Raw genomic sequence first — 26,425 nt, forward strand, 5'->3', positions numbered from 1 at the left:
GACCCTACCGGCGCGGAAACCCTTGCCGGACAGCGAAAAAGGGCGTGCGATCATCGACCGCACGCCCTTTCGACGCGAAGGGATCAGAAGTTGATCATGTGGCCGGCCAAGCCGTGGAAGGCTTCCTGGAGGGCCTCGCTGAGCGTCGGGTGAGTGTGGACGTTGCGGGTCAGCTCGTTGACCGTCAGGTCCCACTTCTGCGCGAGGGTGAGTTCGGGCAGCAGTTCGGAGACGTCCGGGCCGATGAGGTGTCCGCCGATCAACTCGCCGTACTTGGCGTCGGCGACGAGCTTGACGAAACCGGTCGGGTCGCCGAGGCCGTGGGCCTTGCCGTTCGCGGTGAACGGGAAGGTCGCGACCTTCACGTCGTAGCCCTCGTCACGGGCCTGCTGCTCGGTCAGGCCGAAGCTGGCGACCTGCGGCTGGCAGAAGGTGGCGCGCGGCATCATCCGGTAGTCGCCGAGGGGAACGGTCTCCGCGCCCGCGATGGTCTCGGCCGCGACCACGCCTTGGGCCTCCGCGACGTGCGCGAGCTGCAGTTTCCCGGTGACGTCGCCGATCGCGTAGATGTGCGGCACGTTGGTGCGCATGTAGTCGTCGATCCCGATCGCGCCCCGGTCGGTGACCACGACGCCCGTGGTCTCCAGGCCGTAGCCGTCGACGCGCGGGGCGAAGCCGACGGCCTGCAGCACCTTGTCCACGGTGACGGTCTCGATCGACCCGGTCTTGTTGTCCTTGATCGCGACGGTGACCTTGGCGCCGTCGTCCTCGATGGACTGCACGGCCGCACCGGTGGTGATGGTGATGCCGAGCTTCTTGTACTGCTTGGTGATCTCCTTGGAGACGTCCGCGTCCTCGTTCGGCAGCGCGCGATCGAGGAACTCCACGATGCGCACGTCGACGCCGTAGTTCTTCAGGACGTAGCCGAACTCCATGCCGATCGCGCCGGCGCCGACGATGAGGATCGAGCCGGGCAGGTCACGGGTGAGGATCTGCTCCTCGTAGGTGACCACGTTGGCGCTGAGCTGAGTGCCGGGCAGCAGCTTGGTGACGGTACCCGCCGCGATGATCGCGTTGTCGAAGGTGATCGACTCGGTGCCGCCCTTGGTGAGCTCGACCGAGAGCGAGTTCGGGCCGGTGAAGGTGCCCTTGCCGTCGAACTCGTCGATCTTGTTCTTCTTCATCAGGAAGTGGACGCCCTTGACCCGGCCGTCGGCGACCTTGCGGCTGCGGTCGAAGGCGACCCCGAAGTCGAAGTTCACCTCACCGGAGATGCCGAAGGTCTTCGCCTCCTTGGTGAAGATGTGGGCGAGCTCGGCGTTGCGCAGCAGCGCCTTGGACGGGATGCAGCCGACGTTGAGGCACACACCACCCCAGTATTTCTGCTCGACGATCGCTGTTCGCAGGCCGAGTTGAGCGGCGCGGATAGCGGCGACGTATCCGCCGGGACCAGCGCCGAGAACGACGACATCGTAGTGGGAAGTCACGACCCGAGCCTAACTCCGCAGCGGGTAGTTCACCCACCCATCCCCCACCACAGTGAGGCGTGGGCCACACCCGTCAGCTACGCCAGACCTGACGGGCGACGCGGCGGAAGTTTTCACCGAAGATCGCGGCCCGGTCGGCGGGGGTGAAGCCGCGCTGGGAGAGGGCCGCGTCGAGGGTGGGGACTTCGGAGGGGCCGAGGAGGTCTTCGGGCGGAGTCCAGTGGAGGGGCCCCCATTGGGTGTACGCCTCGGAGAAGGCCTCGGGGTTCTGCTGTAGTTCGGCGTTGAAGTCGTCGGCGTCGAAGGAGTAGTCCGAACCTATGCCGATGTGTTCGATCCCGACGAGCTCGACGCCGTACTCGATGTGGCGGGCCATCGCCGCGATCCGCTCGGCGCGCTCGTGGGGCGCGTTGCGGCCGAGGAAGATGCCGACGCCGTTGACGCCGATGACACCGCCGGTCGCGGCGCAGGCGCGCGCTTGGTCGTCGGTGATGTTGCGCGGGTGGTCCCACAGCGCGGCGAAATTGGAGTGGCTGTAGATCATCGGGACGACGCTCAGCTCGGCCAGCTCCAGCCCGGTGCGCCGGGAACAATGCGAACCGTCGGCGAACATGCCGACTTCGTTCAACGCGTGAACGAGATCGCGCCCGTAACCGGTCAGCCCGGTGTCCTCGGTGTCCAGGCAGCCGCAGCCCGCGGCGTTGGCGTGGTTGTAGGCGGGCAGCAACGACCGCACGCCGAGGTCGTAGAAGCGAGCGACGTTGTCCAGGTCGCCGCCCAGCGGCCCGGCGTCCTCCAGATCGAAGGCCAGCGCGATGGTGTCCGCGGCCCCGATGTCCGCCACGGTCTCGACCAGACGGAACCGACCGTCCGCCACGGCATCCCGGCGGAATCGATCCAGCAGCGCCATGGAGTCCGTGGTCGATTGCCGGGAGTAGCCGACGTTCACCGACAGATACGATCCGGCCGGGTAGCGCGCGAGGTCGCCGATGCGCGCCGCGGGCGACAGCGGCAGACAGCAGTGCTGTTCCCAGAGAAAGGGTGGCAACCTCGAACCTCCTGGTCGGATCCAGCCTCGAAGCAGCGATCCTACTGTTGGCGCCGAGCGAGCACAGGCGCGCAGCGAACGCCGAGCCGACGTACCGCCGTGCCGTGACCGAGTTGCCGCGACCGCCAACACTTTTCGCCCTCACCCGCCGGTAACGAGGCATCCACCTGGACCGATGCATGTTATACATCAATCCCTCCTGCGCCCGAAGGCGGTGCGACCATGCGTCGCTTGCTTTTCCTGTTCGTCTCCTTCGTGACCCTCGCCGGTCTTTTCGTCGCCCCCGCCCCGGCTTCCGCCGCCCCGGAGTGCGCCTCCGGCTGGGGTTCGATACCCAAGGTGAGCCGAGCCCGGACGCTCACGCCGCTGACCGGGATCCGCGCCGGGCGGCACGACTGCTTCGACCGCTTGGTGCTCGACATCGCCGGTCCGGTGACCGGTTATCACGTCGGCTACGTCGAGCGAGTGGTCATGGACGGCTCCGGCGCACCCGTCGCGCTGCGCGGCGGCGCGTTCCTGAGCATCGCCGTCTACGCCCCGGCCTACGACGACGCGTTCAACCCCACCTACACCCCCGCGAATCGGGCGGAACTCGCCGACGTGCGGGACTACCGGACCTTCCGCCAGGTGGCCTGGGCCGGTTCCTTCGAAGGTCAGACCACCGTCGGATTGGGCACGCGCGCGCGATTGCCGTTCCAGGTGTCCACCCTGGCCGGGCCGGGCAGCGGATCGCGCATCGTGATCGATGTAGCGCACTCCTGGTGACCCCGCGCCGCGCGGCTCGGCAACAATGTGGGGATGAGCGGCGTTGAGCGGAATGTGACCGATCCCTACCTCTGGCTGGAAGAAGTGACCGGCGAGCGCGCTCTGGACTGGGCTCGCGCGCACAACACGGTCGTGCGCGCCCGGTTCGCCGACTCCGATCGCTTCCGCGACCTGGAGCGGCGCATCCTCGACATGCTCGACACCGACACCAAGATCGCCTACCCGTCCCGCCGCGGGCCCTGGCTCTACAACTTCTGGCGGGACGCCCAGCACCCGCGCGGCCTCTGGCGGCGCACCACGTTCGCCGAGTACGCCGAGGACGCGCCGGACTGGGACGTGCTGATCGACCTGGACGCGGTGGCCGCCGACGAGGACGAGAACTGGGTGTGGGGCGGCGCGGCGGTGCTGCGCCCGGAACAGTCCCGCGCGCTGATCAGCCTGTCGCGCGGCGGCGCGGACGCGAAGGTGGTCCGCGAGTTCGACATGGAGCGCAGGGTATTCCTCGATCCGGCCGATGGCGGGTTCTTCCTGCCCGAGGCCAAGTCGGAGATCCGCTGGATCGACATCGACTCGGTGTACGTGGGCACCGACTTCGGCCCCGGCACACTGACCGATTCGGGATATCCGCGCATCGCGAAACGCTGGCGGCGCGGTACCGCGCTGGAGGAGGCGACCACCGTCTTCGAGGGCGAGAGCGGCGATGTCGCGGTCTCGGCGGGTTACGACCGCACGCCGGGTTACGAACGGCACTACGTCGGCCGCGCCACCGACTTCTTCAACGAAGAGGTCTACCTGTTGGAGGACGACGGCGCCCTGCGGCACCTCGACATCCCCACCGACGCCAGTGAGTCCTGGTACAAGGACTGGCTGCTGGTGCGGCTGAAGTCGCCGTGGGAGGTCGGCGGCACGAGTTATCCCGCGGGCGCACTGCTGGCCATCGACTTCGAGAAGTTCCTCTCCGGCGCACGGGAATTCGAGGTGATCTTCACCCCGGACGCGCACACCTCGCTGCACGGCTACGGCTGGACCGAGAACCACCTGCTGCTGGTCACGCTCGAGGACGTGCAGACCAAGCTCTACGTGCTGACGCCGGAATCCGACGGCTGGCGCCGCGAGCCGCTTGCCGATACCCCGCCGATGGCCACCACCAGCGTCCTGAATCTCGACCCGCTGGAGAGCGGCGACGAGTTCATGCTCAACACCAGCGGCTTCACCACCCCGGCGACGCTGCTGGCCAGTGCCGTCGGTGGACGCACCGAGCGGCTCAAACAGGAACCCGGATTCTTCGACGCCGACGGGGTGGAGACCGAGCAGTTCTTCGCCACATCCGACGACGGCACGCCGGTGCCGTACTTCGTGATCCGCCATCGTGACCAGAAGGACGCGCCGGGGCCGACGGTGATGTCCGGCTACGGCGGTTTCGAAGTGTCCCGAACCCCCGCATACAGCGGCGCGTCCGGCATGGGCTGGTTGGAGCGCGGCGGGACGTGGGTGATGACGAACATCCGTGGCGGCGGCGAGTACGGACCGCAGTGGCACACCTCGGTGCAGAAAGCGAACCGGCACAAGGTGTACGAGGACTTCTCCTCGATCGCGAAAGACCTCGTCGCGCGCGGCATCACCACCGCGGACCAGCTCGGCGCGGTGGGCGGCAGCAACGGCGGACTGCTCATGGGTGTGATGCTGACCCGCTACCCCGAATTGTTCGGCGCCATCGTCTGCCAGGTGCCGCTGCTGGATATGAAGCGCTACCACCTGCTGCTCGCGGGCGCTTCGTGGATGGCCGAGTACGGCGACCCGGACAAACCGGAGGAATGGGAGTACATCGGCAAGTACTCGCCCTACCAGAACGCGCGCGCCGACCGCGCCTACCCGCCGATCCTGCTCACTACCTCTACCAGGGACGACCGGGTGCACCCCGGCCATGCCCGCAAGATGGCCGCCCTGCTCGAGGAGCAGGGCCACGAGTTCTGGTACCACGAGAACATCGAAGGCGGCCACGGCGGCGCGGCCGACAACAAGCAGTCGGCCTTCCAGGCGGCGCTGATCTACGAGTTCTTCACCCAGATGCTGATCGAACGACGCGGCTGACGGATCGACGCGGAGCAACGCTCAGCGGTCGCGCAACCACTTCTCGATCTGGTCGACGGTGCTGGTGTACTGCCGGATCCAGCCGTTGTGGCCTAACGGTTCCGGCTGGCGCCAGCGCGTCACCTCCGCGTTGGGCAGCTTCTCCAGCAGGTGCTCGGCGGAGCTGGGCGGGGTGAGGTCGTCGCCGGTGATCGTGATGGACAGCACCGGGAGTTTCAGCCGCGCGATGCGCTCCTCGTAGTCGATGTCCGCGCCGACCGGAACGAACCGGCCGGTGCGCGCCAGCCGGGCCCAGTCGGAGATCAGCACCTTGGACTGGCGGCCGAAACCCATCGAGACACGGTCGCCGGGCCAGAAGCCGGCCAGGTTGGCCGTCAGCGAGATCGCCGCGGTGCCGACCAGCATGCCCGGACCCGAAAGTCCCCGATAGCCACGGTAATAGGGGGTGCCGGAGGCGACCAGGATCAGCCCGCCGAGCCTGCCACGGACGCGCGCGGCGTACATGACGCCGAGCTGGCCGCCCATGCTGTGACCGAGCAGGTACGGCGTGCTGTCCGGGAACTGCTCGCGGACCACCTCGAAGATCGCCGGGAAATCCACCGAGACCAGTTCGTGGTAGCCGAAGGTGCTGGCGGAGCTCGGCTTCGGCCTGCTGTCGCCGTTGCCGCGCAGCTCGCCGATGGCCACGTCGAACCCGCGCGCGGCCAGTCCCGAGGCGAACAGTTCGTAGTAGCCCCCCGGAACGCCGAGCCCGGGCACGATCACCAGCACCGGTCGCGGCGTGTCCGGACCCACCGCGTGCCGGTGCGGCCCCCCGGCGGGGATCAACCGCACCGGGACCGTTGTGCCGTCCGGCATCTGGATCGGAACTGTTTGCATCCCCGCACGTTACCGCGCTCATCGCGCCCGATCCCGCAGGCCGGGACGCTATGCGCGGACCGCGCCGATGATCACCCTGCTGAGCACCCGGATCACGTCGTCGAGCGGCGGGCGCGGCTCCGCGCCGCTCCACGAGTCGACCACATAGTTGACACCGCCGATGATGGCGAGCATCCGCATTTCGTAGTCGCCCGCGGGTATCTCACCGTGCAGGGCGGCGTCTTCGGCAGCGCCGGCCAGCAGCGAACCCCACTCCCGGCGCACCGCGAGACGGAACTTTTCCACCTTCGGGCCCGCGCCGACCACTTCCACCAGGGCGACGCGTGCCTTGCGCGGATCGGAACCGATGGATTCGACGTAGGCGCGAACCGCGGCGTCGATGACGTCCAGGGCCTTCGCGCCGGACTTCGCGTCCAACGCTTTCTTCACGGCGTCCCGCGACTCCCGGTCGATCTGCTCGTACAGCTCTAGGAGCAGGGACTCGCGCCCGGTGAACTCCTCGTAGAACTGTCGCGAGGAGAGTCCGGCGTCCTTGCATATGGCGCCGACCGAACTGTTGGCGTAGCCGTCCCGCGCGAAGACCGTCAGGCCTGACTCCAGAAAACGCGCACGCCGCTGACGTTGCCGGTCCTCCACGGGTTGCCCGGCATACATTCGACCCGTATTCGCATCCTGTGACATTGGGGCAGACAATACAGAAGGGCCCGAACTCATCGTCACGGATCGGGCCCTTCGTTACAACCCTCGACTAATCTATGGTTAGCCGAAAGTTGGCTGAGCAGTTGCTACCTCATCAAATGGTCGCCGGACAGAAGCCCGGCGACCATAGTAGCTTGCGCACAAGCACTCTTTTCCACGGATCGAGCATTCGGCAACTCCGATCTGGGCCGTAGGAGATTTCTTGTCACTGGCTATTTGCCGGAACAGACGATACCTAGCAGCGTCGCGCTTGCGGGCAATTTTAGAGGGAAACTGTAGAATTTTTTGTTTCATTCCGATTCGTCGGTTACGGCGAGTTCGCCGGCTCCCACCGAACCGCCCAGCAATTCCGGCAGATCGACCACGGAATCGATGACGTGATCCGGCGCGCGGTCGGCCGACGCCAGCACGCCCGGCCGGAATTTGCCGGTGCGCACCAGCACGCCGGTCAACCCGACGTCCTGCGCCGCAAGCACATCCGAGTACAGATCGTCTCCGATCATCACGACCTCCGCCGGCTCGAGGCGCATCAGCCCCGCGGCGGTCCGGAAACCGGGGGCCGCGGGCTTGCCCACCACCTCGATGCGGGCATTGCCCGCCGCCTCCAAGCCGGGCAGATACGCCCCCGCGTCGATACGCAATCCGTCCGCGGTCGCCCAGGTCAGTCCGCTGTGCATGGCGACGACGGGCACGCCGTCCAGCATCAGTTCCGCCACTCGACTCAGTGCGGCATGGGTGAATTCCGCTCCCGCGCCGCCGACCACGACCACGTCCGGATGTTCCTCGTCGAGCCGGAGACCCGCGAGGTCGGCATCGATGTCGCCGTGGTTGAGCACCCAGACGGCGGCGCCGGGGTAGCGCCCGCGCACGAACTCGGCGGTGAGTCTTGCGGCGGTGACGATCTCGGCGGGTTCGACCTCGATACCCGCGCCGCACAGGCGTTCCGCGATCTCGGCGCAGGTACGCGAAGTGGTGTTGGTCAGAAACGCCCGGCGCAGGCCGCTCTCCCGGATCCGGCGCACCGCTGCGGCGGCGCCCGCGATCTCCCGCCAGGAGGTCACCAGGACGCCGTCGATGTCGTAGAGCACGCCTCGGATCCGGACGCGGTCAGGCATGGCTTCAGCGTACGACCGACCCGATGGCCCGGCATGCCGACTTAGGGTGTTCCCATGATGAAGGCGCTGCTCTACGGACTCGGCACGGCCGTACCGCTGGTCTTGGGCGCTGCCATCGGGTCGCGGTGGCAACTGCCCAAGGCGGTGCTCGCCTCCCTGATGGCCTTCGGCGCGGGCACGATGATCGCGGCGGTGTCCACCGAGCTGTTCGAGCCCGCCTTTCGCCAGAACGCGACGATCGCCGCGATCGCGCTGCTCGCGGGCGCGGGGGTCTATGTGGTGGCCGATCACCTCATCGAGAACAAGCTCGGTCCCCGCGCGCTCGGCTGGGCGCTGATGCTGGGCGCGGTGCTGGACGGCGTCCCGGAGAACACGGCGCTCGGCGTCACACTGACCGGCGGCGGCGGACTGGTGCTGCTGGTGGCAGTGGCCGTGGGCAACGTGCCCGAGGCGATCAGCGGAGCCGCGCTGATGCGCGACCAGCACGGCGTGGCGCGGCACCGCGCCCTCTGGCTGTGGACGGCGACCGGCGCGGTGCTCGTACTGGTCACGATGCTCGGAAACGCGTTGTCGGACAACTTGTCCGAGACCCACATCGGCGCGGTGCAAGCGTTCGCCGGCGGTGCCACGATCGCGGTACTGGCCGACTCACTGATGCCGGAGGCCTACCGAGAAGGCGGCTGGTGGGTCGGAATGGCCACGGCGGCCGGGTTTCTCGTGGCTTTCATCTTGCGCTGACCGGCGGCGGTCGTCAGCGCCGCGCGCCGCTGATGACCGCGTCCAGCAGGCCGGGGAAGCGCTGATTCAAATCTTCGCGCCGTAGCGCGACCAGCCGATTGCGGCCGGAGACGAACGTCATCGTGACGCCCGCGTCCCGCAGCACCTTCCAGTGGTGCGAGGCGGTGGCCGCCGTGATCTCCACATCGAACTCTCGGACATTGCAGCTCAACGGTTCCCGTTCCCCGGCGAGCGCGCGCACCAGTTCCAGGCGCACCGGGTCGGCGAGCGCGCTCAGCACGCGGACCAGATCGATGTCGGCGGTACTCGGCTGCGGCAGCGTACGCATCTCCATTCCCCGATCATTTGACAACGATCGAATTGTATCTCACGCTCATCCTATGATGTTTCGACAACCATCAAATAATCTCTACCGGTCGCTCCTCCCGCTCGCCGTGGGCACTTTCGTGCTCGGCACCGACGGCTTCGTACTCAGCGGCTTGCTTCCGCTGATCGCCGCCGATCTGCACGTCTCCGTGTCCACCGCCGGGCAGCTGACCACGATCTTCGCCTGGACCTACGCCATCGCCGCACCGCTGATCGCGGCGGCGACCGGGTCCTGGGATCGCCGCGTGCTGCTCGGTGGCGGCGCCGCGCTCTTCGTGGTCGGCATGATCGGACAGGCCGCCGGGGAGAGCTTCGGCGTCATGGCCGCGGCGCGCGTCGTCGCGGCCATCGGGGCGGCGGCCTTCCAGGCCAACGCGTACGCCGTCGCCGGCGTCGTCGCCGATGAAGCCCATCGGGGGCGGGCACTGGCGATCGTGACGGCGGGCATCACGCTGTCCAGCGTCGCGGGCGTGCCGATCGGCATCTTCGCCGAGCGCTGGATCGGCTGGCGCGGCGTGCTGTGGGGCATCGCGCTCGGCGGAGCCATCGCCGCGCTGCTGGTATTGCTACTGCCACGGGTGACCCTGCCGAGCACGGGACTGCGCGCCCGGATCGGCGTGCTGACCCGTCCGCCGGTGCTGCGGGTGCTGATCGTGACGACAACACAGATCACCGCCGTCTACACCACCATCGTCTACCTGCCCGTGGTGGTCGCGGCATCGGTGCCGCAGGGCATGCTCGCCTGGCTGTTGCTGGCCATGGGCATCGGCCAGGTGATCGGCAACGCGCAGGCCGGGCGGGCGGTCGACCGCTACGGCCCGCAGCGCACGCTGACGGTGGGACTCGCGGGCGCGCTGGTCGGTCTCGCACTGCTCGGCGTGGCCGTCCATGCCGCGTGGGCGGTGTTCGTGGTGCTCGCCATCACCGGGCTGTTCGGTTCGGCGATCCTGGTTCCGCAACAGCATCGGCTGTTCGGCATCGCCCATGACGCGCCCACCGTCGCCCTCGGCCTGAACGGATCGGCCATCTACCTCGGCGCGGGAATCGGGTCGATCATCGGTGCGACCGTGCTGGATTCCTCCGGCAGCCAGTGGCTCCCGTGGACCTCCACGCTCATCGCATGCCTCGCCCTCGCCCTCGCCCTCCAGAAGACCCAGTCCCCCACCAGGGCTCCAGTTCCGGCATGAGCTACCCGTCGCCGGGATCGGGCGGGGCACTCGCCATACCGCGTGCCCCGCTACCGGCGACTAAGCGGCAGGGCCGGGGCGGATCGAGTCCAATCGGTCGGCACAGCGAGTCAGCAAGTCCTGCAAGGAGGCTCGCTCGGCGTCGGTGAATTCTTCGGCCAAGGCGCGTTCGACTCGGACGGCGCGGGCGTCCGCGTCGCGCATGACCGCCGCGCCCTTCTCGGTCAACGTGGTCTCCAGGACGTTCTTGTGCCACGGGTGCGGGGTGCGCTCGATGAGCCCGCGGTCCTGCAGATTGCCCAGCACGGTATTCATCGAGGGCGGGGTGACCCCGCAGAGCCGGGCCAGGGCGGCGGCGGAGATACCGGGATTCTCGGCGAGGAACAGCAGCGCGGCGTATTGGGGCACGGTGACGCCCGCCGGTTTCAACGCGGCGTTCTTGGCCGTATTGAGGGACTGCTCGGCACGTTTGAGGTACGAGCCGATCCGTTCGGCGGCGGGCATCGACGTCATAAACGCATGGTATCCGCACGTCTTCTTGTTTCAGTCTTGACTGATATTAGAGTTCTAACTTAGATTCGAGCAGTCTGCTTGATGTGAGCACATTTGTATGCATGATCTCTAAGAGGTAATCGATGCCCCACGCACTACCCCTCCGCCTGCTGTCGAGCCTGGCCGCAGCCAGCGCCTGCCTCCCGCTCGTCGCCTGCGCCACGAGCGACGAACCGAACACTGCCGTCCACACCGCCTACGAGCTACCGAGCGACCGGGCCTATCCCGAGGGCATCGCGGTGGACGCGCGGACGGGAGACAGCTACGTCGGCTCCTACACCACCGGCGCCGTCTATCGCGCGACGCAAAACGCGCACCGAGCCGAGGTCTTCCTGCCCGAAGGCGCGAACAACCACAAGACCGCCAACGGCTTGAAAGTCGACGCGGCCGGACGGCTGTGGGTGACCGACTCGACAACCGGCGTCGCGGTGTACGACATCGCGACCCGCGCGCTGCTCGCCGACTTCACCGTGCCCGGAAGCGAGCCCCGCTTCGTGAACGATCTCGCCATCACCCCGGACGGCACGGCGTATCTGACCGACAGCACACGCGCGCTCGTCTATCGCGTGACACCCGATCAACTGGCCGCCGCCAGAGCGCAGGGTGGGCGAGCCGAACTGACCCCACGGTTCGACCTGCACTCCGCGCTGCCGCCGATCGAGCCGGGCGGCTTCAGCCTCAACGGCATCGTCGCCGATCCGGCAGGCCGCTATCTGCTCACGGTCGACATGCCGCGCGGCGACTTGTACCGCATCGCGTTGACTCCGGACCCGAATCCGATCCGCAAGGTGGCCTTGCGCGGTGGCGATCTGCGTCAGGGCGACGGACTGGAACTGCGCGACGACACCCTGTGGGCCGCGCACAACACGACCAACACCATCAGCCGCTGGACCCTCTCCGACGACGGCGCCACGGCCACGCTCGCGCAGCAACGCACCGACGAAGCCCTGTCCATCCCCACCACCCTGGCCCGCGCCGGTGACCGGATCCTGATCGTCTCCTCCCAATTCGACAAGGGCGGCCCGATGGGTCCCGGCACCCCGAAGACGCCTTTCACCGTCGTCACTCTCGACGGAATCTGACCAGGAACGCCGGAAGCCGGCCCACCTCGCGGTGGACCGGCTTCCGGTTCGAAATGTGTTGCCGGGTGGCCGGACTCAGAAGTCCATGCCGCCCATGCCACCGGTCGGGTCGCCGGCGGGAGCGGCGGCCTTCTCCGGCTTGTCGGCGACAACGGCCTCCGTGGTCAGGAACAGAGCCGCGATCGAGGCCGCGTTCTGCAGCGCCGAACGGGTGACCTTGACCGGGTCGGCGACACCGGCGGCCAGCAGGTCCTCGTACTCGCCCGAGTCGGCGTTCAGGCCGTGACCCGCGGGCAGGTTGGCGACCTTCTCGGCGACCACGCCGGGCTCGAGGCCCGCGTTGAACGCGATCTGCTTCAGCGGAGCCGACAGCGCGACCTTCACGATGTTCGCGCCGGTGGCCTCGTCACCGGTGAGCTTCAGCTCCTCCAGCGCCGGAGCCGACTGCAGCAGGGCCACGCCACCACCGGCGACGATGCCCTCCTCCACGGCAGCCTTCGCGTTGCGGACGGCGTCCTCGATGCGGTGCTTGCGCTCCTTGAGCTCCACCTCGGTGGCCGCGCCCGCCTTGATCACCGCGACACCGCCGGCCAGCTTGGCCAGACGCTCCTGCAGCTTCTCCCGGTCGTAGTCCGAGTCGGAGTTCTCGATCTCGGTACGGATCTGCGCGACCCGGCCCTTGATCGCCTCCGCGTCGCCCGCGCCCTCGACGATGGTGGTCTCGTCCTTGGTGACGACGACCTTGCGCGCCTGGCCGAGCAGCTCGACGCCGGCGTTCTCCAGCGACAGGCCGACCTCTTCGCTGATGACCTCGCCACCGGTCAGGATGGCGATGTCGGCCAGCTGAGCCTTGCGGCGGTCACCGAAGCCGGGAGCCTTCACGGCGACCGACTTGAAGGTGCCGCGGATCTTGTTGACCACCAGGGTGGACAGGGCCTCGCCCTCGACGTCCTCGGCGATGATCAGCAGCGGCTTGCCCGCCTGGATGACCTTCTCCAGCAGCGGCAGCAGGTCCTTGACGGTGGAGACCTTCGAGCCGACCAGCAGGATGTACGGGTCCTCGAGGACCGCTTCCTGACGCTCCGGGTCGGTGACGAAGTAGCCGGAGATGTAGCCCTTGTCGAAGCGCATGCCCTCGGTGAGCTCCAGCTGGAGACCGAAGGTGTTGCTCTCCTCGACGGTGATGACGCCTTCCTTGCCGACCTTGTCCATGGCCTCGGCGATCAGCTCACCGATGGACGCGTCGCCTGCCGAGATACCGGCGGTGGCGGCGATCTGCTCCTTGGTCTCGACCTCCTTGGCGGTGTCGAGCAGCTTGGCGGTGACGGCCTCGACGGCCTTCTCGATGCCGCGCTTCAGGCCCAGCGGGTTCGCGCCGGCCGCGACGTTGCGCAGGCCCTCGCGCACCAGCGCCTGGGCGAGCACGGTCGCGGTGGTGGTGCCGTCGCCCGCGACGTCGTCGGTCTTCTTGGCGACTTCCTTGACCAGCTCGGCGCCGATCTTCTCGTACGGGTCCTCCAGCTCGATCTCCTTGGCGATGGACACACCATCGTTGGTGATCGTGGGGGCGCCCCACTTCTTCTCCAGGACAACGTTGCGACCCTTGGGGCCCAGCGTCACCTTGACCGCGTCGGCGAGGCTGTTCAGACCCCGCTCGAGGCCGCGGCGGGCCTCTTCGTCATACGCAATTGTCTTGGCCATGGCGTTGTTGAGATCCTCCATGTGTATGGCTGACACACAGGACGACCGCCGGTTGGGTCGCCCCAGTTACGCTGGCCAGGTTCGGTGCCCGCGACGGACGACCGAGGGTGTCTAGGGAACCCGGTCTCACCGTCCCGACCTGGCACTCACAGGTCGAGAGTGCCAAAAGCATTTTTAGCACTCAGGGGTGCCGAGTGCAAGGTCCGCGCGGGCTAGGGGCGGTCGTCGACACGGAGCACCAGCGCGACGAACGCGTCGGTACGGCGTTCCTCCGGGGTGCGGGGCTCGCCGTCCTCGACGGTGACGAGCTCGGCGTCGTGCAGCAGCAACTCCGCCTCCACCCGCATGATCGCGCGAATGAACGGCGGGGCGACGTCGGGCGGCAGGTCGCCGTTCACCACGTAGCTGCCGTCCGGTTGGGACTCGGTGGACACATACGAAAGCGCGCGCAGCAGATCTGCGCGCCGTTCCCCCGCTATTAGGTCGGAATCCGTTTCATCCGCCATTGCTATAGCTTAGCCGCCAGTGGTTCACATCTTCGGCCGGACGATTCGCGCCGCCCGGCGCCGACGATGAAAGCGCTGGTCACAGCACCCCTCCTGGGGACAGGGTGAACCAGGCACCGCGCCGAGGCGGCCGGGGCGGCGTAGATTCCGGGTGGACCATGATCAACCTCAGCCCGGAAGGGGACGCGGGTGGACGACCTGCCGTTCGATTCGCTCTACCGGCACGGCTTCGCCCGGGTGGCGGTCGCGGTACCCCGGATCCGGGTGGCCGACCCCGCCTACAACGTGGAACAGACCGTCGAGCTGGCCACGCAGGCCGCGGCGGCCGGGGCGGTGCTCACGGTGTTCCCCGAGCTGGGCCTCTCCTCCTACACCGCCGATGACCTGTTCCACCAGGACGCGCTGGACGCGGCGGTGGAGGCGGCGCTCGCCAGGGTGGTCGCGGCGAGTACGGACATCGACACGGTGCTCGTGGTAGGCGCGCCGCTGCGGGCGCACCACCGGTTGTTCAACTGCGCGATCGTGATCTGCCGGGGCATCGTGCTCGGCGTGGCGCCGAAGAGCTACCTGCCGAACTATCGGGAGTTCTACGAGAAGCGTCAGTTCGCGGCGGCGCGGGAGGCGCTGGAGGATCACGTCACCGTCGCCGGGCACCGGGCGCCGTTCGGATCCGACCTGTTGTTCCGCGCGAGCAATCTGGACGACTTCGTCTTCCACCTGGAGATCTGTGAGGACGGCTGGGTTCCGTTGCCGCCCAGCGGCTTCGCCGCGCTGGCCGGGGCGAACGTGCTGATCAACCTGTCCGCGAGCAACATCGTGATCGGCAAGGCGGACTACCGGCGGTCGCTGTGCACCTCGCATTCGGCGCGCTATCTCGCGGCATACCTGTACTCCGCCGCGGGGACCGGCGAGTCGACCACCGACCTCGCCTGGGACGGCCAGGCACTGATCTGCGAGAACGGCGACCTGCTCGCGGAGGGCGAGCGGTTCTCCGATCATCCCCAGCTGGTCACCGCCGACCTGGACCTGCGCCGCCTCGCCGCGGACCGGCTGCGCACCACCAGCTTCGCCGACAACGTGCACGACCACCGCGACCGGCTGACCTCGCTGCGGCACATCGACGTGCGGCTGCCCGTCCCCGAGGCCCCGGTGGCGCTGGAGCGCGAGCTCGCGCGCTTCCCCTACGTCCCCGCCGACCCCGCCTTGCGCAACGAGCGCTGCGCCGAGGTGCACCACATCCAGGTTGAGGGCTTGAGCACGCGATTGCGCGCCACCGGCACGCAGCGCGTGGTGATCGGGGTCTCCGGCGGCTTGGACTCCACGCAGGCGCTGATCGTGGCGGCCAAGACGATGGACCGGCTCGGCCTGCCCCGGGAGAACGTGCTCGCCTACACCATGCCCGGCTTCGCGACCAGCACCAGGACCAGGACCGACGCGCACCGCCTGATGGCCGCCCTCGGCGTCACGGCGCGCGAGATCGACATCACCCCATCGGCGACGCAGATGCTGCGCGACCTCGGCCATCCGGCCGCCGACGGCGCGCCGGTGTACGACATCACCTACGAGAACGTGCAGGCGGGCGAGCGGACCTCGCACCTGTTCCGGCTGGCCAATATGCACGGCGCGCTGGTGGTCGGCACCGGCGACCTCAGCGAACTCGCGCTGGGCTGGTGCACGTTCGGCGTCGGCGACCACATGGCGCACTACAGCGTGAACGCATCGGTGCCCAAGACGCTCATCAAGTACCTGATCGCCTGGGCGGTGGACACCGAGCAGTTCGGCGCCGAAGCGAACGAGGTGCTCTCGTCGATCCTGCGCACCGAGATCTCACCGGAGCTGATTCCGCACGAGGACTCCTCCGCGCCGGCCCAGAGCTCCGAGGCCACTGTCGGCCCATACGAATTGCAGGACTTCCACCTCTATTACCTGTTGCGCTTCGGCTACCTGCCCAGCCGTATCGCCTACCTGGCCTGGCACGCCTGGTCCGATCCGGCGACCGGCCGCTGGCCCGATCTGGTCCCAGCCGACCAGCGCAACGCCTACGACCTCGCCACCGTCAAGCACTGGCTGGGCGAGTTCCTACGCCGCTTCGTGCAGACCAGCCAGTTCAAGCGCTCGACGCTGCCGAACGCGCCGAAGGTCGGCTCCGGCGGCTCGCTCTCGCCGCGCGGCGACTGGCGCGCGCCGAGTGACGCGTCCGCGGCTGCCTGGCTGGACGAGCTCGCCCGCAACGTGCCGGATGCCTGACCGGCGCGGTGTCCGACGCCCCGGATAGGGCCCGACGCACCCCTGCCTATGGTGGCTGCGTGAGTGAGAGATCCGGCTGGGATGCCATCGACGGTGCGTTGCGGCCGCTGTACGGGGACATCGAACCCTTCCATTGGGCCTCCGACCACCCGTGGTCGCTGGGCGGGTCCGACCCTCTCGACGGGATCAGCGCCTACTCCCGCACCGATCCGGTGCCGCACTGGCACTACGTCAGCTATGGGATGACCGAGCTGTACGAGAAGGAATGGGACAACCCGGCGGAGTCCGGCTGGGGCTTCGAGTTCACCTTCCGCTTGGCGCGCGGGCCCGAGGACACCGAACCGCCCGCGTGGCCTGCGAACTTCATGCAGAACCTCGCCCACTACGTCTTCCAGTCCGGCAAGTGGTTCGAACCGGGGCACACCATCAAGACGAACGGGCCGATCGCGGCCGACCACGCGGACTGCACCAATCACGCGGTCTGCTTCACGACGGACCCGGAACTGGGCGCCATCGACAGCCCGCACGGCCGCGTGCTGTTCCTGCAGATCGTCGGGTTGACCATGCGGGAGTACCGCGCGGCGCAAGGCGGGCGCGCCCTCGCACTGCTCGCCGAGCTGGAACCGCGACTACCTTTGTTCGTCACCGACATTCATCGCGAACCGTTGGTTCCCGAGCCGAAACCGCAAGCCCGCTGGCCCCGATGGGGCGGCGGCCTGGCCGGACGAGGGTGATCACGCCGCCCAGGTCGCGTGGTGTGCGACCGGAACGGCCGCGCGTGGTCCGCGGATACCGGCTCCCCGCGTGCGCAGCGCCCGGCGATGGCGCGCCCGCGCGGCGTGCGCGCCCCGCAATCCGTTGACGACGTTGCGAATCTCGTGCGCGGCAACCGATCGCCGGGCCACGCCGATCACCAGCAAGAGCACCGCGAGGGCGAGCGCGGTCCACGCACGAAACTTCCCGTCGCCCATCGGAATCAGGACTTCTCGGTCTTGATAACCGCGAGCAGCTCGCCCAGATGCGCTTCGGCGCTCGCCTTGTCGACGCCGAGATCACTGAGCAGACCGGCGCCGTTCTCCTGTTCCAGCAGCGCCAGCAGCATGTGCTCGGTGCCGATGTAGTTGTGCCCCAGCCGAAGCGCCTCACGGAAGGTGAGTTCCAGGACCTTCTTGGCCGCCGCGCCGAACGGGATCAGCGCGGGGATGTCCCCCTCGGCCTGCGGCAACGACGCGGAAGCGGCGGCGGCGATCACGTCGACGGACACGCCCTGGTTGACGAGTTCGTGCACCGCGAGACCTTGGGGTTCGGTGAGCAACCCCAGCACCATGTGCCCGAGGGAGATCTCCCGATTGCCCGCGGTACGCGCGGCCTCCTGCGCCGCCATCACGACCGCCCGCGCTCGCGGGGTGAAACGGGCGAAGCCCGCGTTCGGGTCCATGGCCGCCGCGGCGGCCGGATCGGGCACCTTGGGCACGAACCGCTTCTGCGCGGCCTGCTTGGTGACGCCCATGCTGGCGCCGATATCGGTCCACGAGGCGCCGGAGCGCCGGGCCTGGTCAACGAAGTGGCCGATCAGGTGGTCGGCCACTTCACCCAGGTGATTCGCCACGACGACGGCATCGGACAGCTGTTCGAGCACATTGTCGGGACGGGCTTTCTTGATGCCGTCGATCAGGTCGTCGAGGCGGAATTGTTCGGTCATGCGTCAACCATAAGTTGACGATGATGCATCGTCAACCGTTAGTTGACGATGCGACTCACGGGCGCGCAGACCAGGCCGCGCCGCGCACGATGCGTTCCTTCACCCACGCGGCCGTGCGCCCGGTCAGCACCGTCCTGGCCGGTGCGTCGTCGGCGCGCACCGCTTGGACGACCCCGTCGCCGCGACCCAGGCTGAGGCACTGGAGCACATAGCGGAACCGCAGCTCCTTCGGCTCACGACCGCGCATCAGGGCGACGGCGGCGTCCGCCGCGTGCTTGCCGGTCGGCAGCGCGGTGGCACACGCCATGCGCAGTTCGCGTCCGCCCGGCCCCGCGACCACGGCGGCGTCACCTGCGGCGAAAACGTCCGGGTGCGACACCGAACGCAAGGTCGCGTCGGTGAGCACCCGACCGTCGGGATCCACCGCCAGACCGGAGCGGGCGGCGAGGTCGGGCACCCGGAAACCGGTGGTCCACACCGTCGCGGCGGCCGCAACCAGTGAGCCGTCGGCCAAGCGCGGCCCCTCGGCTGTCACCTCGATCACCTTGGCGCCGGACCGGATCTCGACTCCGAGTCGCTCCAGCGTCCGCGTGATGTGCGCCTGCGCCCGCGCCGACAGCCAGGCGCCCGGCTCCTCCGACCCGAGCAGCATCACCCGGGACTCCGGATGCGATTCGGCCAGTTCCGCCGCCAGCTCGATGCCGGTGGCTCCGGCGCCGACGATCGCCACCGGTCCGCCCGCCACGGCCAGACCGCGCACGTCTTCCTGCGTGGCGACCGAAAAGGCGTGTTCGGCGACGCCGGGGACGCTCGCGAGATCGGCGACGCTACCGAGGGCGTAGATCAAAGTGTCGTAATCGAGTGCTGGCGCAGTGTCGAGCACCACCCGACGCGCGACCGTATCGATCTCCGTCGCCAGGGCTTGCACGAAGCCGATGCCCTTGCTTTCCAGCGATTCCCGCAGATCCCATGCCGCGATCCGCTGCCCGGCCGCCTGCTGATGCAGCCGTACCCGCTCGACGAAGGACGCGTGCGCGTCCACCACGGTGATCCGAGCGTCCCGCGCCGTGCGAGCGAGCCTGCGGGCCGCCGCCAGTCCCGCGTACCCCGCGCCGAGAACGACGATCCGATGCTGTCCGGTCATTGCTGAGGCTCCTTTCGATCGGCCATCAACACTCAGACCGGACAGGGCCCCGATCCCTGACAGACCGGTGCCGTGAAGCGCGTCACAGCGGACGGCGAAGCCGGTCCGGCATTGTGTCCACCGCGCCCGCCGACCCGCTCGCCCCGGCGAAATAGGCGAGCTTGTCCGGATTCACGATCAACCGCAGCGCGGTGACCGCGCCGTCGGCCACGTCCACCGCGACCACGAGCAGTGGCGCACCGTTCACCCGTGCGACCGCGGCGGGCGCGCCGTTGACCTCCTCCACGACCAGCCGCATGCCGGGCACCTCCCAGCGCATGAGCCCGACGAGGTACCGCGCCACCTGCGCCGCACCTCGCACGGGACGGCGCGCCGCGTTCACCTTGCCGCCGCCGTCGGCCGTCGCGCTCACGTCGGCGGCGAGCATCTGCTCCAGCGACGCGACGTCGCCGTCGCGCGCCGCCTTCAGGAACCGCTCGACCAACTCGCGGGCATGGTCGGGCGTGATACCGAAGCGGGGGCGGTCCTCTCGTACCCGCAGGCCCGCCCTGCGGAAGATCTGCTGCGAGTTCGTCTCGGTGATATCGAGCATGTCGGCGATCTCGCGGTGCGCGTATCCGAACGCCTCGCGCAGCACGAAGACCGCGCGTTCGATCGGGGTCAGCCGCTCCAGCGCGGTCAGCAGCGCGAGCGAGACCTGTTCGCGCTCCTCGACGGTCTCCAGCGGTCCGAGCTCGCCTCGCGCGGTCGGCACCGGTTCGGGCAGCCACGGCCCGACGTAGCTCTCCCGCCGGGCCCGCGCCGAAACGAGCCAGGTGCGGCACAGATTCACCAGCGCCGTGGTCAGCCAGGCCTCGGCGGAGCGGATACCGCCGCGGTCGGCGCCGTCCCAGCGCAGATAGGTCTCCTGCACCGCGTCCTCGGCCTCACCTGCCGAGCCGAGCATCCGATAGGCGAGCGCGAACAAGCGCGGTCGATGCCCCTCGAATTCCCGCAAACCGTCCGGCTCCATACGCACCTTCCTCCACCCGCCCGACGGACATGACCGTACCGCTCCCAGCGCAGCGCGCGGAGGTGCCGATGCGCCGATCCGGCGACACGGCGCATTGGCACGGCGAAGTGGAAGCGGCCGCTCCGGAAGCCGCCGCTAGAGCTCCGCGCGCGGCGGCCCATCACCGTTCTGGCGTTGCTTCGCCCCAGGTCGGCGCAGCCGCAGCCGGGCCGAGCCGCGGATCGCCGGACGCGGGATGGTCGGACGCGGAATCGCCGGACGACGGATGCCTGGCAGCCGCCGGTCCGCCCGTCGTTGCGCACGCCGCTCGGCGGGTTTGTGCGTCCAGGTCTCCGGACGCGCGGCCACCCAGCGCTGGGAATGCCAGGCGAACGGGATGTGGCCCAGATACAACGCGACCAGCACCAGCAGCAGCACGATCGGATACGTGACCAGCGCCGCGGCTGCGAGCGCGACCAGCACCAGCAGCCCGGCCGCGGCCTGCGGCGCCACCGACACCGATTTCATGGCCAGCGTCGGGATGGTGCTGACGCACAGCGCGGCCGAGAACACCGTCCACGCCGCGACCTCGTAGAAGCCGACCCACCAGCCGTCGCCGAACTGCACGAACAGGGCCACCGGCACCATCGCGATGAGCGCGCCCGCCGGAGCGGGCACACCGACGAAGTACTCCCGCGACCAATCCGGCCGGGTGTCGTCGTCCATCAGGGTGTTGAACCGGGCCAGGCGCAGCACGATGCTGACGGCGAACAGCAGCGCGACGATCCAGCCGACGCTGTTGCTGCTGAGCAGGGTCACGTACAGCACCAACGCGGGGGCGACGCCGAAGGAGATGGCATCCGACAACGAGTCGAGCTCGGCGCCCATCTTCGTGGTTGCGTCGAGCATTCTGGCGAGCCTGCCGTCGAGGGTGTCCAGCACGGCCGCCGCGCCGATCATGGCCAGCGCGATACCGAGTTTGCCGTCGAGGCCGAACTTCACCGCCGACAGCCCGGCGCACAGCGCCAGGATGGTGACGATGCTCGGCAGCAGGCGGACGGACCGCCGCCTGCGCCGCTGGGTGGATACCGCCGCTTCCATCACGCGTCAGCGGATGTGCCGAGCACGGCGAGCACTGTCTCGCCGCCGATGGTGCGCTGGCCGGGCTGCACGAGCAGTTCGGTGCCCGCCGGGAAGTAGGTGTCGACCCGCGAGCCGAAACGGATCAGGCCGTAGGTGTCGGCGATGGTCAGCACGTCGCCGACCTGGGCGTCGCAGACGATCCGGCGCGCGAGCAGCCCGGCGATCTGCACCACGACGACCTGGTCGCCCTCCGGCGTCAGGAGCACCATGCTGTTGCGCTCGTTCACCGAGCTCGCCTCGGGCAGGTCGGCGGAGCGGAACTGGCCGGGCTGGTGCAGCACGGTGCGCACGACGCCGGAGACCGGTGTGCGCTGCACGTGGACGTCCAGCACGGACAGGAAGATGCTCACGCGCGGCAGCGGCGCGTCGCCGAGACCCAGCTCGGCGGGGGGAGCGGCCGTGTCGACCAAGGCGATCTCGCCATCCGCCGGGGCGACCACGACGCCCGGCCGGTTCGGCGGCACGCGACGCGGGTGACGGAAGAAGGTCGCACAGGCCGCGGCGGCGAAGAGTCCGGTGCGCCGCACCCATTTGCGCTTGCCGCCGACCACGGCGACCGCCAAGGGTGCGGCGACGAACGGAAGCCCGGCGGGATGCAACGGAGGGATCGCGTTGCGGACCAGATCGACAACGTGGCCGACTCCGGTGCGTTCAGGCGTGCCGGGCGGGGTGGGACGGCGGGCCACAGGCTCCTCTTTCGTGCTCGATGCAAACGGTTTGCGCCATATCGACGATAGGACCGGCGCAAGCGTTCACACCTTACGGGAAAGGAGCCTGTGGCACGCGGGGTCAGGACCTGACTCGGGCGCCGGTGACCAGTCGAACCAGGAACAACAGGATGACGGCACCGCCCAGACAGGTGAAGAAGCTGAACCAAAGGCCGCCACCCTCGACGTCGACTCCGAGCAGCTTCAGCAGGAACCCACCGAGCAGACCGCCGACCACCCCGACGACAATATTGAGCAAGATGCCCTGTTGGGCGTCCGTCTTCATGAACTTGCTCGCGATCCATCCGGCAAGACCGCCGATGATGATCCATCCGATAATCCCGAGACCGAGCATGGTGTCCTCGCATTCAGTTGGGCCACGCCTCGTGCAGCAGTGGCGTGCTTCGACGTGATACCCACCGATTGTCGGAATACGCGCGGCAGATGAGCGACTTTCAAGCTAATATGAGGAAGCCTCATGTCTGTTCGCCAATGGACAGTGGCTGATGAGGGACCGATTTCGATGCTTCGGGGCACCCCCGGCGGCGTCGCCGCAGGTACATAGGAGACGCAGATGGCTGCTCGAATCGCCCAGACCACCGGCGCTGAGCACACGGCGATCCTCGGGCTCGGCGTTTACCGCCCTGCTCGAGTGGTCACCAACGACGAGGTGGCCGGCCCGATCAACTCCAGCGACGAGTGGATCAGGACCAGGTCGGGAATCAGAACCCGCCGGTTCGCCGACGAGTCGGAGACGATCCAGAGCATGAGCGTCGCGGCCGCGCGCGGCGCGCTGGAATCCTCCGGTATCGCGGTCGACCAAGTCGATTGCGTGATCGTTGCTACATCCACCCACCTGTTGCTGACGCCGGCCGCCGCCCCGCGCATCGCCACCGAACTCGGCATGAACGGCTCCGCCGCCTTCGACGTCTCGGCCGGGTGCGCGGGCTTTTGCCACTCGATCGCGCTGGCGTCGGATCTGGTCCGGGCGGGCACCGCTTCGCACGTCCTCGTGATCGGCGTGGAGAAGCTGACGAACACGGTCAACCCGAAGGACCGTTCCACCGCCTTCCTCTTCGCCGACGGCGCGGGCGCGGTGATCGTCGGCCCCTCCGACGAGCCGGGCATCGGCCCCACCGTGTGGGGCTCGGACGGCACCCAGCACCACGCCATCCGGCAGGACAAGGACTGGATGGAGTTCTTCCACGAGATCGACGAGAAGGGCCTGGACGCGGTGCGGCCCTATCTGGCCATGGAGGGCACCGCGGTGTTCCGGTGGGCCGCGCACTCGCTGGAGAAGGTGTGCCGCGACGCCATCGACCGCGCGGGCCTGTCTCCCGAGGACCTGGACGCGATGATCCCGCACCAAGCCAACGGCCGGATCATCGAGATCATGGCCAGGGTGCTGAAGCTGCCCGAGCACTGCGCGCTCGCCAACGACATCGAGGAGGCGGGCAACACCTCGGCCGCCTCGATCCCGCTGGCCATGGAGGCGTTGCTGCGCAAGGGTGAGTCGAAGCCGGGCGACACGGCGCTGCTCATCGCGTTCGGCGCGGGCCTGTCCTACGCCGCTCAGGTCGTGAACCTGCCGAACTGGAAGTAACCGCTCCCACTCGCCGCGGCCGGGTCACGACATCTCGTGCACCGGCCGCGGCGAGCACCGCGCGCGGCGCCCCGCGCTCAGGCACCGGCTTCGACCGCCGCCTTGACCTTGCCCAGCGTCTCGTTCATGCCGCGCACCAACGCCTCCTCGAACGGGATCTCGCCGCCGAGCGCGGCCTCGATCGCCTTGCGGGAGAACCAGGTGGTTCCGTTGGGCACGTCCCGCCGCTCGATCAGCCGCGTGCCGGACTCGGTCGGCTCCAAGGTGTAGCTCCACACCGTCCGGTTCTCGGTGATCCGGAACGCGAACGCCTGGTTCGGCTCGAACCGCACGATGCGGGACGTGGTCGGCCAGAATTTCTTGCCGTCGCGATTGAGGTTCAACGTCCAGGTGCCCGCCGCGAGCGAGCCGAGCGGCACCATGCGCACGCACTGCGGACTGAACTCCCGCATCCGCTTCAGATCGGAGATCACCGCCCACACCTGCTCCGGGGGCGCGGAGATGTCGATGCTGGCTTCGAGATTTTTCGGCAACGCTGCCTCCGAGATACGAGCGACGGACCGACGACCATCCGTCCGAACGCGATGTGACGAGTCGCGCACATTTTAAACGCGCCGACAGTTGCGTCACATTTTCGCTACTCGCGCACCGGCCGGTGTAATGATCGGCGCACAATAACAGATACATGAAGCACAGACACCGCCTCCAACATTTCGGCGTCCAACGTGAGGTGATCGGCCGTGAAACTGCGCTCCCTGCTCCATCGTCGACCGGCGGACCCGGTTCCGCTGCTTCCCGCCATCGAGCCGGTGGACGGACGAAAAGCGCACGGCGCGTCGGTCTTTCCGCCACGTAGTGTTCGCGGGGCCGCGCAGGAAGAACGTCTGGAGCGTCTGCTCACCCCGCGTGAGCTCGATTTCGTCTTGCACCATCGGCTCTGAGCCCTCGGCGAACGCCCACGACAGACCGCGCCGCGAGGCTCCATACTCGACAGGTGACTTCACCCGCTGCCACGAAACCGGCCATCCTGAGCGTCGACGACGACCCGGGCGTCTCCCGGGCGGTCGTCCGCGACCTGCGCCGCCGCTACGGCGCCGATTACCGGATTCTGCGCGCGGAATCGGGTCCGCAGGCCCTGGACGCGCTGCGTGAGATGAAGCTGCGCGGGCAGCCGGTCGCCGTGTTGATCGCCGACTATCGGATGCCGGGCATGGACGGTATCGAATTCCTCGAGCAGGCGATGGACCTGCACCCCTACGCGCGCCGCGTGCTGCTGACCGCCTACGCCGACACCAATGCCGCGATCGACGCGATCAACGTCATCGACCTCGACCACTATCTGCTCAAACCGTGGGACCCGCCGGAGGAGAAGCTCTATCCCGTGCTCGACGGGCTGCTCGACGCCTGGCGCAGCAGCGAGCATCGGCCCGTCACCGAGACCAAGGTGGTCGGCAATCGCTGGTCGCCGCGGTCGTCGCAGGTGCGGGAATTCCTCGCCCGCAACCAGCTCCCCTACCGGTGGTACCTGGCCGACGAGCCCGAGGGCGCGCGCCTGCTGGAAGCGGCGGGCGCCGACCCGGAGCGCTGTCCGGTGGTGATCACTTCCGCGGGCGACGCGCTCGTGCAGCCCACCGACAGCGAACTGGCCCAGAACGTCGGCCTGACCGTCGACCCGGCGGGCGAGTTCTACGACCTGATCGTGGTGGGCGGCGGTCCCGCCGGTCTCGGTGCGGCGGTCTACGGCGCGTCCGAGGGTCTGCGCACCGTGCTCGTGGAGCGGACCGCCACCGGCGGCCAAGCGGGGCAGAGTTCGCGCATCGAGAACTATCTCGGCTTCCCCGACGGTTTGTCCGGGGCGCAGCTGGCCGACCGGGCCCGGCGGCAGGCGGCGAAATTCGGCGCCGAAGTGATCACCACGCGCGAGGTGGTGGGGCTGGAGGTGAACGGGTCCGCGCGCACCGTGCGGTTCGCCGACGGCGGCAGACTGTGCGCGCACACCGTGATCATCGCGACCGGCGTCGACTACCGCCGCCACCCGGCGCCGGGCGTCGACGACTTCACCGGGCGCGGCGTCTACTACGGATCGGCGATGACCGAAGCGTCCGAGTGCGCCGATCACGAGGTCTACATCGTCGGCGGGGCGAACTCCGCCGGTCAGGCCGCGGTGTTCCTGTCCCGCAACGCGCGCACCGTGCACTTGGTGGTCCGGGCCGATTCGCTGGAACAGTCCATGTCGCACTACCTCATCCAGCAGATCGCGCAGATCGCGAACATCGAGGTGCACACCAACACCGAGGTGATCGCCGCCGACGGTGGCGATCACCTGCAGCAGATCGTGCTGCGCAACAACAAGTCCGGCGCCGAGGAGAAGGCCGACGCGGAGCGGCTGTTCCTGTTCATCGGCGCGGCGCCGCAGACCGATTGGCTCGACGGCGTCGTCATCCGTGACGACGCAGGTTACGTGCTCGCCGGGCCCGACCTGATGGTCGAGAGCGCGCGCCCCGCGGGCTGGGAGCTATCCCGGCCACCGCATCACCTCGAAACCAGCGTGCCCGGCGTGTTCGTGGCGGGCGACGTGCACGCGGAGTCGGCCAAGCGCGTCGCCTCCGCCGTCGGCGAGGGCGCCATGGCCGTCATGCTCGTGCACCGCTATCTCGCGTAACCAGGAGGCC

27 protein-coding genes are annotated in these 26,425 nt (G+C 68.6%); 10 read left to right on the forward strand and 17 right to left on the reverse strand.

Annotation, left to right across the window (positions count from 1 at the left end):
* Positions 1 to 83: 83 nt before the first annotated feature.
* Together lpdA and ABZ824_RS09085 are read right to left on the reverse strand one after the other, a co-directional pair.
* Entirely contained in the window at positions 84 to 1,487 is a 1,404-nt protein-coding gene (gene lpdA / locus ABZ824_RS09080) for a dihydrolipoyl dehydrogenase (RefSeq protein ID WP_355071727.1), read from the reverse strand.
* Positions 1,488 to 1,560: 73 nt separating this feature from the next.
* Positions 1,561 to 2,535, reverse strand: coding sequence for a membrane dipeptidase (locus ABZ824_RS09085; protein ID WP_356962715.1), 975 nt, complete (start codon positions 2,533 to 2,535; stop codon positions 1,561 to 1,563).
* A 222-nt stretch (positions 2,536 to 2,757) separates the two neighbouring features.
* On the opposite strand from ABZ824_RS09085, the gene ABZ824_RS09090 reads away from it, so the two are divergent.
* On the forward strand, positions 2,758 to 3,300 hold the full coding sequence (locus tag ABZ824_RS09090; RefSeq protein WP_356962717.1) for a hypothetical protein: 543 nt from the start codon (positions 2,758 to 2,760) through the stop codon (positions 3,298 to 3,300).
* 33 nt (positions 3,301 to 3,333) lie between these two features.
* Positions 3,334 to 5,391, forward strand: coding sequence for a prolyl oligopeptidase family serine peptidase (locus tag ABZ824_RS09095; RefSeq protein ID WP_356962719.1), 2,058 nt, complete (start codon positions 3,334 to 3,336; stop codon positions 5,389 to 5,391).
* Positions 5,392 to 5,412: 21 nt separating this feature from the next.
* On the opposite strand, the gene ABZ824_RS09100 is transcribed toward ABZ824_RS09095, so the two are convergent.
* The 3 genes from ABZ824_RS09100 to ABZ824_RS09110 all read right to left on the reverse strand — a co-directional run bounded on the left by ABZ824_RS09100 (position 5,413) and on the right by ABZ824_RS09110 (position 8,084).
* The gene (locus ABZ824_RS09100; protein ID WP_356962720.1) at positions 5,413 to 6,270 is read right to left on the reverse strand and encodes an alpha/beta fold hydrolase; all 858 of its coding nucleotides are present in this window, start codon (positions 6,268 to 6,270) and stop codon (positions 5,413 to 5,415) included.
* Between the two features lie 48 nt (positions 6,271 to 6,318).
* The gene (locus ABZ824_RS09105) at positions 6,319 to 6,951 is read right to left on the reverse strand and encodes a TetR/AcrR family transcriptional regulator (protein WP_355071720.1); all 633 of its coding nucleotides are present in this window, start codon (positions 6,949 to 6,951) and stop codon (positions 6,319 to 6,321) included.
* 308 nt (positions 6,952 to 7,259) lie between these two features.
* Entirely contained in the window at positions 7,260 to 8,084 is an 825-nt protein-coding gene (locus ABZ824_RS09110; RefSeq protein ID WP_356962722.1) for an HAD-IIA family hydrolase, read from the reverse strand.
* A 54-nt stretch (positions 8,085 to 8,138) separates the two neighbouring features.
* On the opposite strand from ABZ824_RS09110, the gene ABZ824_RS09115 reads away from it, so the two are divergent.
* Positions 8,139 to 8,822, forward strand: coding sequence for a ZIP family metal transporter (locus ABZ824_RS09115; RefSeq protein WP_355071716.1), 684 nt, complete (start codon positions 8,139 to 8,141; stop codon positions 8,820 to 8,822).
* Between the two features lie 13 nt (positions 8,823 to 8,835).
* Here ABZ824_RS09115 and ABZ824_RS09120 read toward each other — a convergent pair whose 3' ends face one another.
* Positions 8,836 to 9,156 (reverse strand): helix-turn-helix transcriptional regulator, encoded by a 321-nt coding sequence (locus ABZ824_RS09120; RefSeq protein WP_355071715.1) that lies wholly within the window; start codon positions 9,154 to 9,156, stop codon positions 8,836 to 8,838.
* Positions 9,157 to 9,256: 100 nt separating this feature from the next.
* Between ABZ824_RS09120 and ABZ824_RS09125 the strand changes: the two genes are divergently transcribed.
* Positions 9,257 to 10,375: an MFS transporter gene (locus tag ABZ824_RS09125; RefSeq protein WP_356962724.1), complete on the forward strand. Its 1,119-nt coding sequence runs from the start codon at positions 9,257 to 9,259 to the stop codon at positions 10,373 to 10,375.
* Positions 10,376 to 10,435: 60 nt separating this feature from the next.
* Here the strand turns inward: ABZ824_RS09125 and ABZ824_RS09130 are convergent, their stop codons facing one another.
* A complete protein-coding gene (locus ABZ824_RS09130; RefSeq protein WP_355071711.1) occupies positions 10,436 to 10,888 on the reverse strand; it encodes a MarR family transcriptional regulator in 453 nt (150 codons plus the stop codon).
* A gap of 122 nt (positions 10,889 to 11,010) precedes the next feature.
* On the opposite strand from ABZ824_RS09130, the gene ABZ824_RS09135 reads away from it, so the two are divergent.
* On the forward strand, positions 11,011 to 12,009 hold the full coding sequence (locus ABZ824_RS09135; RefSeq protein WP_356962726.1) for a superoxide dismutase: 999 nt from the start codon (positions 11,011 to 11,013) through the stop codon (positions 12,007 to 12,009).
* Between the two features lie 75 nt (positions 12,010 to 12,084).
* On the opposite strand, the gene groL is transcribed toward ABZ824_RS09135, so the two are convergent.
* Both groL and ABZ824_RS09145 read right to left on the reverse strand, forming a co-directional pair.
* Positions 12,085 to 13,710 carry a chaperonin GroEL gene (gene groL / locus ABZ824_RS09140; RefSeq protein WP_355071708.1) on the reverse strand — a complete coding sequence of 542 codons (1,626 nt, stop codon included), beginning with the start codon at positions 13,708 to 13,710 and terminating at the stop codon, positions 12,085 to 12,087.
* A gap of 212 nt (positions 13,711 to 13,922) precedes the next feature.
* A complete protein-coding gene (locus ABZ824_RS09145) occupies positions 13,923 to 14,216 on the reverse strand; it encodes a hypothetical protein (RefSeq protein WP_355071706.1) in 294 nt (97 codons plus the stop codon).
* Positions 14,217 to 14,405: 189 nt separating this feature from the next.
* On the opposite strand from ABZ824_RS09145, the gene ABZ824_RS09150 reads away from it, so the two are divergent.
* Together ABZ824_RS09150 and ABZ824_RS09155 are read left to right on the forward strand one after the other, a co-directional pair.
* Entirely contained in the window at positions 14,406 to 16,463 is a 2,058-nt protein-coding gene (locus ABZ824_RS09150) for an NAD(+) synthase (protein ID WP_356962728.1), read from the forward strand.
* Between the two features lie 59 nt (positions 16,464 to 16,522).
* A complete protein-coding gene (locus tag ABZ824_RS09155) occupies positions 16,523 to 17,197 on the forward strand; it encodes a suppressor of fused domain protein (protein WP_356962729.1) in 675 nt (224 codons plus the stop codon).
* Here ABZ824_RS09155 and ABZ824_RS09160 read toward each other — a convergent pair whose 3' ends face one another.
* From ABZ824_RS09160 to ABZ824_RS09190, 7 genes are all read right to left on the reverse strand, one after another.
* Positions 17,198 to 17,434, reverse strand: a complete 237-nt coding sequence (locus ABZ824_RS09160) for a hypothetical protein (protein WP_355071700.1) — start codon at positions 17,432 to 17,434, stop codon at positions 17,198 to 17,200.
* 5 nt (positions 17,435 to 17,439) lie between these two features.
* Positions 17,440 to 18,165: a Clp protease N-terminal domain-containing protein gene (locus ABZ824_RS09165; protein WP_356962730.1), complete on the reverse strand. Its 726-nt coding sequence runs from the start codon at positions 18,163 to 18,165 to the stop codon at positions 17,440 to 17,442.
* A 55-nt stretch (positions 18,166 to 18,220) separates the two neighbouring features.
* Positions 18,221 to 19,309, reverse strand: a complete 1,089-nt coding sequence (locus tag ABZ824_RS09170) for an FAD-dependent oxidoreductase (RefSeq protein WP_356962731.1) — start codon at positions 19,307 to 19,309, stop codon at positions 18,221 to 18,223.
* Positions 19,310 to 19,391: 82 nt separating this feature from the next.
* The gene (locus ABZ824_RS09175) at positions 19,392 to 20,321 is read right to left on the reverse strand and encodes an RNA polymerase sigma-70 factor (RefSeq protein WP_356962733.1); all 930 of its coding nucleotides are present in this window, start codon (positions 20,319 to 20,321) and stop codon (positions 19,392 to 19,394) included.
* Between the two features lie 135 nt (positions 20,322 to 20,456).
* Positions 20,457 to 21,401, reverse strand: a complete 945-nt coding sequence (locus ABZ824_RS09180; protein ID WP_355071694.1) for a phosphatidylcholine/phosphatidylserine synthase — start codon at positions 21,399 to 21,401, stop codon at positions 20,457 to 20,459.
* On the reverse strand, positions 21,401 to 22,129 hold the full coding sequence (locus ABZ824_RS09185; RefSeq protein WP_356962734.1) for a phosphatidylserine decarboxylase: 729 nt from the start codon (positions 22,127 to 22,129) through the stop codon (positions 21,401 to 21,403). The genes ABZ824_RS09180 and ABZ824_RS09185 overlap by 1 nt, the downstream gene beginning before the upstream one ends.
* Positions 22,130 to 22,232: 103 nt before the next feature.
* Positions 22,233 to 22,505 (reverse strand): GlsB/YeaQ/YmgE family stress response membrane protein, encoded by a 273-nt coding sequence (locus ABZ824_RS09190; protein ID WP_356962735.1) that lies wholly within the window; start codon positions 22,503 to 22,505, stop codon positions 22,233 to 22,235.
* A gap of 219 nt (positions 22,506 to 22,724) precedes the next feature.
* Between ABZ824_RS09190 and ABZ824_RS09195 the strand changes: the two genes are divergently transcribed.
* Positions 22,725 to 23,753: a beta-ketoacyl-ACP synthase III gene (locus tag ABZ824_RS09195; protein ID WP_355071688.1), complete on the forward strand. Its 1,029-nt coding sequence runs from the start codon at positions 22,725 to 22,727 to the stop codon at positions 23,751 to 23,753.
* Between the two features lie 77 nt (positions 23,754 to 23,830).
* Here the strand turns inward: ABZ824_RS09195 and ABZ824_RS09200 are convergent, their stop codons facing one another.
* Complete coding sequence (locus tag ABZ824_RS09200; protein ID WP_356962737.1) at positions 23,831 to 24,286, reverse strand: SRPBCC family protein; 456 nt, start codon at positions 24,284 to 24,286, stop codon at positions 23,831 to 23,833.
* A gap of 207 nt (positions 24,287 to 24,493) precedes the next feature.
* On the opposite strand from ABZ824_RS09200, the gene ABZ824_RS09205 reads away from it, so the two are divergent.
* A complete protein-coding gene (locus ABZ824_RS09205) occupies positions 24,494 to 24,694 on the forward strand; it encodes a hypothetical protein (RefSeq protein ID WP_355071685.1) in 201 nt (66 codons plus the stop codon).
* 53 nt (positions 24,695 to 24,747) lie between these two features.
* Positions 24,748 to 26,415 (forward strand): FAD-dependent oxidoreductase, encoded by a 1,668-nt coding sequence (locus ABZ824_RS09210; RefSeq protein ID WP_356962738.1) that lies wholly within the window; start codon positions 24,748 to 24,750, stop codon positions 26,413 to 26,415.
* The last annotated feature ends 10 nt before the right edge of the window (positions 26,416 to 26,425 follow it).

The organism is Nocardia sp. NPDC047038 (genome assembly GCF_040644075.1).
In the GTDB taxonomy this organism is placed as follows: Bacteria; Actinomycetota; Actinomycetes; order Mycobacteriales; family Mycobacteriaceae; genus Nocardia; species Nocardia sichangensis.